General features: G+C 74.2%; 13 protein-coding genes. 5 read left to right on the top strand and 8 right to left on the bottom strand.

The genetic code is table 11. The features are described from left to right. From IE170_RS28255 to IE170_RS28245, 3 genes are all read right to left on the bottom strand, one after another. Positions 1-291 (bottom strand): aminotransferase class III-fold pyridoxal phosphate-dependent enzyme (locus IE170_RS28255; protein ID WP_189812294.1); only part of this gene is annotated, 291 nt, incomplete at its 3' end. 172 nt (positions 292-463) lie between these two features. Next, complete coding sequence (locus IE170_RS28250) at positions 464-655, bottom strand: DUF1059 domain-containing protein (RefSeq protein WP_189812293.1); 192 nt, start codon at positions 653-655, stop codon at positions 464-466. A gap of 160 nt (positions 656-815) precedes the next feature. Then, the gene (locus tag IE170_RS28245) at positions 816-1,217 is read right to left on the bottom strand and encodes a winged helix-turn-helix transcriptional regulator (protein WP_189812292.1); all 402 of its coding nucleotides are present in this window, start codon (positions 1,215-1,217) and stop codon (positions 816-818) included. 82 nt (positions 1,218-1,299) lie between these two features. On the opposite strand from IE170_RS28245, the gene IE170_RS28240 reads away from it, so the two are divergent. After that, positions 1,300-2,223 (top strand): zinc-binding dehydrogenase, encoded by a 924-nt coding sequence (locus IE170_RS28240; protein WP_189812291.1) that lies wholly within the window; start codon positions 1,300-1,302, stop codon positions 2,221-2,223. 34 nt (positions 2,224-2,257) lie between these two features. On the opposite strand, the gene IE170_RS28235 is transcribed toward IE170_RS28240, so the two are convergent. Next, positions 2,258-2,665: a hypothetical protein gene (locus IE170_RS28235; protein ID WP_189812290.1), complete on the bottom strand. Its 408-nt coding sequence runs from the start codon at positions 2,663-2,665 to the stop codon at positions 2,258-2,260. A gap of 266 nt (positions 2,666-2,931) precedes the next feature. Between IE170_RS28235 and IE170_RS28230 the strand changes: the two genes are divergently transcribed. After that, positions 2,932-3,291 carry a hypothetical protein gene (locus IE170_RS28230; RefSeq protein ID WP_189812289.1) on the top strand — a complete coding sequence of 120 codons (360 nt, stop codon included), beginning with the start codon at positions 2,932-2,934 and terminating at the stop codon, positions 3,289-3,291. Positions 3,292-3,368: 77 nt separating this feature from the next. Here the strand turns inward: IE170_RS28230 and IE170_RS28225 are convergent, their stop codons facing one another. Genes IE170_RS28225 through IE170_RS28210 form a run of 4 tightly spaced genes read right to left on the bottom strand, consistent with a single transcriptional unit; the run spans position 3,369 to position 6,270 of the window. After that, positions 3,369-4,346: a DUF1648 domain-containing protein gene (locus IE170_RS28225; protein ID WP_189812288.1), complete on the bottom strand. Its 978-nt coding sequence runs from the start codon at positions 4,344-4,346 to the stop codon at positions 3,369-3,371. Continuing rightward, a complete protein-coding gene (locus IE170_RS28220; protein ID WP_189812287.1) occupies positions 4,343-4,690 on the bottom strand; it encodes a GntR family transcriptional regulator in 348 nt (115 codons plus the stop codon). Before IE170_RS28220 ends, IE170_RS28225 begins: the two co-directional genes overlap by 4 nt. A gap of 45 nt (positions 4,691-4,735) precedes the next feature. Beyond that, positions 4,736-5,632, bottom strand: coding sequence for a PaaX family transcriptional regulator C-terminal domain-containing protein (locus tag IE170_RS28215; RefSeq protein WP_189812286.1), 897 nt, complete (start codon positions 5,630-5,632; stop codon positions 4,736-4,738). Continuing rightward, a complete protein-coding gene (locus tag IE170_RS28210) occupies positions 5,629-6,270 on the bottom strand; it encodes a GNAT family N-acetyltransferase (RefSeq protein WP_189812285.1) in 642 nt (213 codons plus the stop codon). The genes IE170_RS28215 and IE170_RS28210 overlap by 4 nt, the downstream gene beginning before the upstream one ends. Positions 6,271-6,380: 110 nt before the next feature. Between IE170_RS28210 and IE170_RS28205 the strand changes: the two genes are divergently transcribed. The 3 genes from IE170_RS28205 to IE170_RS28195 all read left to right on the top strand — a co-directional run bounded on the left by IE170_RS28205 (position 6,381) and on the right by IE170_RS28195 (position 10,393). Continuing rightward, entirely contained in the window at positions 6,381-7,436 is a 1,056-nt protein-coding gene (locus IE170_RS28205) for an alpha/beta hydrolase family protein (protein WP_189812284.1), read from the top strand. Between the two features lie 454 nt (positions 7,437-7,890). Continuing rightward, complete coding sequence (locus tag IE170_RS28200; protein ID WP_189812283.1) at positions 7,891-9,042, top strand: ATP-grasp domain-containing protein; 1,152 nt, start codon at positions 7,891-7,893, stop codon at positions 9,040-9,042. A gap of 97 nt (positions 9,043-9,139) precedes the next feature. Beyond that, a complete protein-coding gene (locus IE170_RS28195; protein ID WP_223855512.1) occupies positions 9,140-10,393 on the top strand; it encodes a radical SAM protein in 1,254 nt (417 codons plus the stop codon). Positions 10,394-10,425 lie beyond the last annotated feature (32 nt).

Here is a 10,425-nt window from a genome sequence, read left to right as displayed (position 1 = left end):
GACGGCGAAGCCGGGCGCGAGCGTGCACAGGCGGCCCGCCTGCTCCTGGATGGCGGCGACCACCTTGGGGTGCTGGTAGCCGATGTTGGTGTAGACGAGCGCGCTGGAGAAGTCGAGGTAGCGGTTGCCCTCGTAGTCCCAGAAGCGGGCGCCCTCGGCGCCGGCCACGGCGAGCGGGTCGATGAGCTCCTGGGCCGACCACGAGTGGAAGACGTGGGCGCGGTCGGCGGCCTTCACGCGGGCGGCCTCGTCGGCGGCCGCCGTGTTCACGGAGGGGGAGGTGTTGTCCATGGCTGCGCACTCCTGGACCTGGCGTGAGGGCGGGCGGTCGGTCGCGCCCGCCGTTCCGGACCCCTCCATGCTACCGCAGTGCGAAATCGATCTTCCGCATAACGGAAACATCCTGTTCATGGCGGGGCCCCGGGCCGTGGGGACCCGGGGCCCGTCCGCCGCGCGGCGGCTGTCAGGCGTGCTGCGGCACCTCGTCCTTCAGCATCTTCCGGAGAGTGTCGCGGAACTCCGGGGTGTCCGTCTCGCCGTGCACGGACACGGCGTGCTCCGCGGCGGCCCGGATCACTTCCTCCTCCTCGCCCGTGATGGTGAGGGTGCAGTTCATCTCGCTCGGGTAGTCCCGGCAGTCGGCTACCTTGCGCATGGTGCCTCCCGGTGGGTGTGGCTGCCGGCGTCGCCGCCCGGACGCCCGGGCGGGAGGGCGGAGGCAGGTGAGTGCGGCTCTTCCACCTCCCACGATCCTCCTCGCGCCCCCGCGCCGCACGCCTTCGGCCCGCCGGCTCCGGGTGGCCGCTCAGGCGGCGTCAGGCGGCGTCCGTGCCCTCCCCGCCGTGCGCGGCGTCGTACGCGGCGCGCGCCCCGGCGACCGCGGACCGGTGCCGCTCCGCCCAGGCGACCAGCCCGACCAGCTCGGCGTGCAGCTCGCGGGCCATGGGCGTGAGCCCGTACTCGACCTTGGGCGGCACGGTCGGGTACACGGTGCGCACCAGCAGCCCGTCCCGCTCCAGCCGGCGCAGGGTGAGGGTGAGCATGCGCCGGCTGATGCCCTCGATGGCGCGCTCCAGTTCGGTGAAGCGGACCGGCCCGTGGGCGGCGGCGACCAGGATCCCGATACTCCACTTCCCCGCCACGCGGTCGAGCACCTCGCCGACCGGACAGGCCTCGTCCTTCAGCGCCTCGGTTACACCGGTGTGACTGCGTGACACGAAAGTGCCTCCTTACGGTGATCGGCAACGGTGCCGATGATGGCTGCAACGCCCAGCCGCGACACAACACCCGGGGGAAGTCATGCCCGTTCGCGCTCTCGTCGTCGACCCGTCCGCACCGGAGGCCGTCCGCGCCGCCGACGTCGCCGACCCCGTACCGGGGCCCGGGCAGGCCCTGGTGGACGTCTCGCACGTGTCGCTGAACCGCGGCGACCTCAACGACGCCCGCTCCGGCCGCGTCCCCGTGGGGGCGGTGCTCGGCTCGGACGCCGCCGGCGTGGTCGTCCGGGCCGCGGCCGACGGGACCGGCCCGGCGGTGGGCACCCGGGTGGTGGCCCTCACCGGCGGGGCGTTCGCGGAGCGTATCGCCGTCGACCCGGCCGACCTCGCCGAGGTGCCCGCGGGGCTGGACCCGGCCCGGGCCGCCGCCCTGCCGGTCGCCGGAGTGGCCGCCCTGCGCTCGCTGCGGGCCGCCGGACTCGCACCGGGCAAGCGGGTCCTCGTCACCGGGGCGTCGGGCGGGGTCGGCCGGTACGCCGTCCAGCTGGCGGCGCGGGCGGGCGCCCACGTCATCGCCTCCGTCGGCTCCGCGCCGCGCCGGGAGGGCCTGTCCCTGGCAGGCGCCGACGAGGTGCTGATCGGCCTGGAGGGGCTGCACCGGCCCGTCGACATCGTCATCGACGGCGTCGGCGGCCCCCAGCTGGTCGCGGCGTGGGAGCGCCTCGCGCCCGGCGGCAGCATCCAGAGCGTCGGCTGGGCATCCGGCGAGCCGGCCGTCTTCCCGCCGTACGCCACGGTCGGCCCGGCCAAGTCGCTGACGTCGTTCGTCATCGAGGGCGCCGCCGGCGCGGACCTGGCCGTCCTGGCCGAACTGGCCGCCGAGGGGTCCCTCACGGTCGACATCGGCTGGCAGGGCCCCTGGGACCGCTTCGGGGAGGCCGCCGCGGCGCTCCGCAACCGCGGCGTCCGCGGCAAGGCCGTCCTCACCCCCGCCCGGCAGCCCTGACGGCCGCGTCCGCCGGATCAGGCGGGCCGTGCCGTCACGCGGGGCCGGAAACGGAGTCCGTGACGAGCCGCACCGTCTGCGCGTCCCACGTCAGGACGAGAAGGACGACCTGCTCGCCGGAACCGCCCGCCCAGTCGGCGGCCGTGCAGGTCAGGGCCGTCCCGCCGCGACCGCCGCCCGTCGCGGCGGCCACCGGGCCGACGAGTCGCAGGGCCTGCCCGCCCGGCCGCTCCAGGACGGCGCCCCGCCGGCTCAGGACGATCTTCCCGCGGGCCATGGCCGGCGCCTGCGCGCCCTTCCGGTAGCGGCAGCGCACCGTCACCGTCTCACCGCGCCCGAATGCCGCTGTGCGGCGCGCCGAACGCGCCCGGTCCCACGTCCTTCCCCCCGCCCACAGCACGAGATCCATCAGCGAATACACCGCAAGCTCCAGCAACAGCACCCGTTCGCTCCTCCGTCGGAAATCCATGGAGGGCCGGCCGCCGCCGGATGCGCTCCCGCCCGCCCAGCCCCCGCCGACGGCGTTCGGCGCAGGTCAGCGCGCTGCGGCCACCCCCACCTCACCGTAACGGGTGAGAGGGCGGGCACATCCGCGGTGGCCCGCGGCCGGACGGAACACGGCGGGTTCGGTGGCGAAGGGCCGGAACCGGTCATTCGCTTCGGCTTCGGCCCTCCCGCGGCGCGCCGGGGCGAATAGAATCGAGCCTCATGTCGAAGCCTGACGAACTGCTCGTTGACGTCGCCGCCAAGGTCGAGTCGGGGCAGAGCAATCAGATGTCCCTGACCGTCATCACCGGAGGGGCCGTCATCACGGGCCGGCTGGCCCCCGAAACGGTGTGGCGGCAGCGGGTGACGGAGGTCCTGGCCGATTCCGACAGACTGGGCGAGTTCGCCGGCGTCTTCGACGGACCGGGCCGCAAGGACACGCCGCCGACCCACCTGCACTTCCACGTGGCGCGGATCATCCAGGGCACGGTCGGCATCCCCGAGACGGGCGGCATGTACCGCGTGGCCATCGCGGACGTCAGCGCCTGGACGGTGGGGGACTTCAGCTTCTCCGACCACTGACGCGGGCAGGACGCCGCAGGGGCCGACCGGTCCGGACGACCGGCCGGTCCCCGCGGCATGCCCCGGGGGGCGGAACTTCAGGCGGCCGACTGCGGCCGGGAGCCGAGGGCGTTGAGCAGTGCCGCGCCGCGCTCGGCGTCGTCGACGCTCACCGCGAATTCGGGGCCCTTCCGCGGTCGGACGACGAGGCACTCCCCGGACCGGAGCATGACGGTGGTGCCCTGTCCGCCGAGCCGGTAGCCCCAGCCGCCGACCTGCGCCGGAGTACGGGTCTCCGCCCGGGCCGAGACGATGTCGTGCGCGGCCCAGCGGCGCACCGGCCAACCGAGCGGGCCGAACGACACCTCCAGCCCGGCGTCCGTCACCCGGGCCTGTACAGAGGCGCAGCCGAGTGACAGCAGGGACGCGACCGCGAACGGTGCGATCAGCGGCCACTGCAGCCCGATCAGCCCGCCCGCGGCCGCGGCCGCGGCGGCCGCGGCCACCAGCCCCGTGAGGGCGGCGGTGAGGTGGAGCCACGGGTTCGAGGTACGGGAGAGCCACACCCGGCGCTCCCCGGGCGGAATGTCCATGGTGCCGGCCGCAGCGGGTCGGACCGGTACGGCGGGCGCGGCGCGGCGGGCGGCCAGCAGGCCGAGGAGCCCCGCCGCGGCGGCGGCCGCAGCCGTGAGGGCGACGCCCGCGCCGACCGGGCCGGCGTCGTGCCAGTCGGCCCGGTCCAGGTTGGCCCGTACGAGCACCGCCTGCGCGCCGGCCAGGCCGACCCCGCCGGACAGCAGGGACACGCCGACCCACGCCCCCGCGGGGCCCGGCCCGTTGCGGCGGCCGGCGAAGGCGAGGGACAGGGCCAGAACGGCCCAGACCAGCGCCGGGGCGAGCGCCGCCGCCCAGAGCGGCATCGAGCCGTCGGGAGTGCCGCCGCTCCAGTGCGTGGCGAGCCGGTCCGGCAGTCTGCCGCTCGCCGCGAAGGGCAGTGCGGCCAGGAAGGCCGACACACCTGCCGCCCAGGTGGCGGCCGCCCACCGGGCGCCGTTCCTCTTCTTCCCGTCCGTCACGAGAGCCCCCTGATCATCTCGATGAGATCGCTCCTGCTGTAGCCGAGGTGCGCTGCGTCGGCCACCAACTGCCGCGCGCGGTCGAGCAGCTGGGACCGCTGGTCGGCGGCTTCGGCGACGGTGACGCCGCGCCCGCGCCGGAACTCCAGCACCCCTTCGTCACGCAGGGTGCGCAGGCCGCGGAGGACGGTGTTCGCGTTCACTCCCAGCGCCCGGGACAGGTCCCGCGCCGGCGGCAGCCGGTCCCCCGGCGCGCACTCGCCCTCGGCGACGGCGCGCCGGATGGCTCCCGCCACCTGCTCGTGGAGGGGGCGGCCGTCCGCGGCGTCCAGTTTCAACAGCATGGTGCCAATGACACTAGCACCATTCCGTTCACTTCCGCTCGGGGTTCAGGAGGCGGGGAAGGCGCCGTCGTAGAGGCGGAACAGGCGCAGCTCCCCGCGCTCCCCGCCGGTTCCGTCCGCAGCCAGAGCCGTCCAGCACCGCGCGGCCAAGGCGCGGGCGCGGGTGCCGGCCCAGGGCTGCGGGAGCAGTTCGGGAGGCAGCAGCGGGTCCGGCTCCATGGCGGCGGTGAAGGACGCCGCCAGCTCGATGGCGTACGTCAGGCGCTCCGTCTCCGTCGGCCGGTTCGGGCCGGCCAGCCGCGCCAGGCGGTCCGCGGCGAGGGCGGCGAGCGCCTCGTGCCGGTCCGCGACCTCCCGCAGGGGCCACAGCAGGGCGGCCAGCCGTTCGGGGGCGTCCTCGTCGCCGACCCGCAGGTCGCGGCTGGTGAGGCGGGTCAGGGAGGGCAGGACGCCCAGGCCGCGGGCGTGTGCTTCGACGATGTCGCCGATGGCGTTGGCGCTGGCGTACAGCCCGCCCTGGAGGGGGGCCGCGCCGAGGTGGAGGAGGGTGTCGCGCAGGGAGTCGCGGGCCTGCCGCGAGGCCTCCGGGATGGCGAAGGCGAAAAGGTGCCACGTCCCGTCCCAGGGGGCGAGCCCCTCGTCCTGGAGGTAGGCGTGGCGGACGTACTCCGCGTCCGGCGCGATGGCTCCGGCCGGGTCGGCCGCGGCGCGCAGGACGGCCTTGCGGCCGCGGCCCTCCTGGGTGAACCGGCCCTCGGCGGCGAGCCGTTTGAGGCAGAGCCGGACCTGCTGGTCCGTCATGCCGAGGGACTCGGCGACGGCGTACAGCTCACCTGCGTCGACGGTGCCGTCCTCGCGGACGAGGGCGAACACCAGCGTCCGGGTGCCGATCGCGGGCGGCGCCGGCTCCGCCGCGGGGGCGCCTGCGGGCCTGCTCGTCATCGCTGCTGCTCCAAGGGGTCGCCAGGTGCGCCGCCGCCCGGGCGGGCGGGGACGGCGCGATGCATCGTAGTCACGGCGCCGAAGCCCATCAGGCCGCGGAGGTACGGGGTCCGCTCGGTGCGCCCGGCGGCGAAGCCGTGCCGCTCGTACAGGGCGCGGGCGCGCGGGTTGGCGTCTATGACGTCCAGGCGGATGCGGGAGCAGCCGTGATCGGCGGCGACGGCGGCGATCTCCGCCAGCAGCAGGCTTCCGATTCCCGTGCCGCGGTGGGCCGGGTCGACGGCGATGCCGTCCATGACGAGCTCTCCGGGGCGCGGGGTGCGTTCGAGGAGCGCCAGCAGGGCCAGCCGGGGCAGGCCGCCCAGCCGCCCGTAGTCGCAGAGCACGTCGCCCGCCCCGCCGCCGGTCAGGCCGCGGCCACCGGCCTGGTAGCCCGCCACGCCGACGACCAGTCCGCCGGGGTCGAGGGCGGTCACCGCCCGGTCGTGGTGGAGGTGGCGGGCGAGGAAGGCCCGGCCGCGCTCGGCCGGCCCCAGGGCCGCCCCCAGCTTGCGGCCGAAGGCCTCCCAGTACAGCCCGGCCACACGCTCCTCGGCGCCGCGGGGCACTCCCCGCGTGATGGTGATCGCCGTGCCCATGGCTCCCCCTCGCTTCCGTGTCTGTGTTGCCGACGCAGTATACGTATGAATGGTATACGGTCGAAACGAGAACGATAGTTTTCTACACGATAGAAAGGTCTCGGATGTCGATGGGAAGGAGGCCGACCGCCTCGAACCCCCGGTGCCGCCGGCTCGCGCGGGCCCTGCTCGCGGCCGTGGCGGCGCTGGCCGTCCTGGCGGCCGGCCTGGGCGGGCTGGTGGTGTGGCAGCACACGTACGACCTGCGCGAGGAGGCGGTGACCGTCCGGCACGGCGGGCGCACACTGCACGGCGTACTGGCCCTGCCCGAGCAGGGGGAGGGGCCGTTCCCGCTGGTCGTCTTCGTCCACGGAGACGGCCCGGTCGACGCCACGCACGACACCTTCTACCGGCCCATGTGGGAGGCCTTCGCCCGCGCCGGATACGCCTCGCTGTCCTGGAACAAGCCGGGCGTCGGCGGTGCGCCGGGCGACTGGCTCGACCAGACCATGGACGACCGCGCCCGCGAGGCGGCCGACGCCATCGCCTGGGCCCGGCAGCGCCCGGACGTCGACGCCGACCGGATCGGCCTGTGGGGCGCCAGCCAGGCCGGCTGGGTCCTGCCCAAGGTCGCTGCCATGGACGGCCGGATCCGCTTCGCCATCGCCGTCTCCCCCGCCGTCAACTGGCTTCGGCAAGGCCGCTACCACCTCCTCGCCCAGCTGCGCCGGGACGGTGCCTCCGACGCCGAGACCGCCGCCGCACTGCGCCGCCGCGAGACCGGGCTGGAGCTCCTGGCGCGCGGGGCGCCGTACGAGGAGTACGTACGGGCCGTCGGGGACCCGCAGGACATGACGGCCGGCCGGTGGCGGTTCGCCGCCAGGAACCACACCGCCGACGTGACCGCCGACCTGCCGGCCCTGCGCGGCATGCCCGTCCTGCTGGTCCTCGGCGGGCGCGACCTGAACGTCGACACCGCCGACACCGAGGCCGCCTACCGCCGGGTGCTGCCCGCGCCGCCGCTGCGCGTGGCCCGCTACCCCGGTGCCTCGCACGGCCTGGTCAAGTACGACGTGGAGGCCTCGCCGCCGCGCCTGACCCTCACCGCCCTGTTCGCACCGCGCGCCCTCTTCGCCGACGGCTACCTGGCCGATCAGCGCCGCTTCCTCGCCTCCCTGGACCGCTGACAGGCGGGATCGCCTCCCAAGCCTGCTGTTTTTCGCCGGGCAGGCGTCCCGGCGCCGTATTGGCTGAAAATCGCCAGTTGGCAGGAGGGAATGTCGCTCTTTTTGGGATTGAGGGATGTCGGGGTGGCCTGAAATTCAGCTGAAATATTTCGCACCGGCGGGTCTCGGCCAAAATGGCGCCGCCGGCCCCCGCACCGCAGGACCCCTTGGTGTGACCGGGGTTGCGGAGTGGGGCGGGGGTGGCGGTATATCGGAAAGGTGAATTCCGGTTGTGCGGGAAACCGTTGACAGCGGCTGAGCAGGCTTGCGATGTTTCTCCCCGCGCCGGTCGAACGAATGGCTGGCGAGCGGTACGGGGGAAGTAGGTGCAGTGGGGGCGGCAAATGGAACGCGGCAGCATCGGCACGGGCCGGGCCGGAATCAGCCGACGGACGGGGGCGGCGAAACGGTCCTCGTGATCGTCGGGGCCAACCCGACCGTCGCCCGGGAGGCGGCGGCACTGCCCGTCGGGCTGGTGCACGTCCAGCTGCCCGGCGCGCCGGCCCTCGACCCGGGCGCCAGGGTCCTCACCGCCGACTTCCTGGACCTGCCCGCCTTCCTCGCCTTCACCGACGAGGTCCTGCGGCCCCTGGCACCCGCCGCCGTCGTCTCCCTCACCGAGCTCGGCCTGGAGCCGGCCGCCCTGGCCGCCCGCCGGCTCGGCGTCACCGGCGTCGACCCGGCCGCCGTACGGGCCACCCGCGACAAGCTGGCGATGCGGCGCATCCTGGAGCGCGGGGCCCCGCACCTGAACCCGGCCTTCGCGGCCGGCGACGACGCCGAGGCGGTGGAGCGCCTGTTCGCCGCGCACGGCCGGGCGGTGGCCAAGCCGGTGGACGGCGTCGGCAGTACCTCCGTCGCCCTGGTCGAGGGCATCGACGCACTCCCCGCCGACCGCCGCACGGCCGCCACCCTGCTCGAACAGTTCGCCGAGGGGCGGGAGTTCAGCGTCGAGGCGCTGTCGGAGGCCGGCCGGCACACCGTCCACGGCATCGCCGAGAAAGGCACCACCGACGGGTTCGTCGAGGTCAGCCACATGATGCCGCCGCCGTCCCTGGACGCGCGCCGGCAGGAGCTGGTCGCCCGCGCCGTCGGCGAGCTGCTCGACGCCCTCGGCGTCACCGACGGCCCCAGCCACACCGAGGTAAAGGTCGACGGCGACAAGGTCGTCGTGATCGAGACCCACACCCGCCTCGGCGGCGACGGCATCGCCGACCTGGTCCGCCTCACCACCGGCGTCGAGTGGCGCCGCGCCGCCCTCGGCTGGGCCGTCGGTGCCGAGGTCGTCCGGGGCCCCGCCGCGGCGGCCGCGGCCGCCACCGTCTTCCTGACGGCCCCGCCCGGGCGGGTGACGGCCGTCGCGCCGCCGCCCGCACTCGCCCACGGGGACATCCGCACCTGGGACGTGTCCGTCCGTCCGGGCGACCCGGTCGGCGTCCTGCGCTCCTCGCTGGACCGGCTGGGCATGGCCGTCCTGACCGCAGCGGACACCGACGCCTGCGCGGCAGCCGTCACGGAGCTGATCGGCCACCGGGTGGTCACCACCGCACCCGATCCGACCCTCTGACGGGCACCCCGCACAGCCGGCACGGCCGCGCACGGCCGCGGCCCGTCACACCTGCACGTCTCCACCGATCACGTCACCGCAACCACAGGGGGAACACATGTCTGTCCAGAACGCGCCCATTTCCTACGATTTCCACGGCGACGCCCCGTTCTCGATGCCCTTCAAGGACATCAAGCCCGAGGACATCCACATCTACCTCGACCTCGACACCAAGGTAGGCAAGAACACCTGCGGCCAGAAGTGCACCCACTGCTGGTTCGTCAACTACGAGAAGGTCTACGACAAGTCCTTCGCGATGGAGGAGGGCCCCCGCATCCTGGAGGGCCTCCAGTCGCACGGCTACCACGTGTACCCCCGCTACGTGGACAGCTTCGCCTACGACGGCGAGTTCATGCGCCTCTACGGCCCCGCCAACAACCGCGAGTTCCGCCAGGAAGCCGACCACACCCCCACCGAGACGATGGAGAAGGGCGACGCCTGGACCAGCGGCCGCCCCCTGCTCGCCGACAACTGGACCGAGCTCCTCGACCTCGCCGTCAAGAACGGCTACGGCACCATCTCCATCACCTACCACGGCGTGATCGACGAGAACCTGCAGGTCACCGACCACAAGACGTACCCCATCAAGGGCGTCTTCTCCGGCGCGGAGACCGAGGAGGTGCTGCGCCGCATAGCCGAGTACAACAAGGGCGTCGCCCCCGAGGACGCCTTCCGCGTCAACATCGGCGTCACCATCGGCCGCCACAACCACGGCCGCACCTCCCTGGAGCGCTACGCCCACTACTTCAACAACCTCGGCGTGGACACCGTCCGCTTCAACAACTTCACCGACCACGGCGGCCGCCACCCCGAGCTGCGCCTGACGCGCGAGGAGATCGAGCAGGCGTACCGCGACTTCAAGTGGGTCCACGAGACGATCCCGCTCCGCTTCCAGCTCGGCGTCAGCGAGGACTTCGGCACCTTCGGCATCAAGGCCATGGGCTTCCCGTCCCACGTCGGCTGGTGCCGCGCCGGCCGCCAGCTGTTCGCCGCCATCCCCGCGCAGGAGGAGGTCCTCTCCGACGGCCCCGCGGGCCGCCGCGAGAAGATCGGCGACGTCGTCGGCTGCGTCAACACCTTCGAGCCGCACCTCGGAATCCTCGTCCGCACGGTCACCGCCGACGAGGCCGGCGAGCACACCGCGTACGACGTCGAGTTCGACCACGACGCGATCGAGGCGTTCACCGCCAAGCGCCTCTCCGGCGCCTACAAGGACGGCTGCTTCGCCACCGAGCTGTCCGAAGAGCTCGGCCTGATCTCCCGCGTCCCCCAGCGGCGCCGGCTGCCGCTCCTCGTCGACGCGCAGTCCTGACGCAGCCCCGACGCAGTACCGACCCGAGAGAA

The sequence above is a fragment of the Streptomyces toxytricini genome (assembly GCF_014649915.1).
In the GTDB taxonomy this organism is placed as follows: domain Bacteria; phylum Actinomycetota; class Actinomycetes; order Streptomycetales; family Streptomycetaceae; genus Streptomyces; species Streptomyces toxytricini.
The sequence above is the reverse complement of the archived record's forward strand: the minus strand, read 5'-3'. Positions and strand labels throughout refer to the sequence as shown.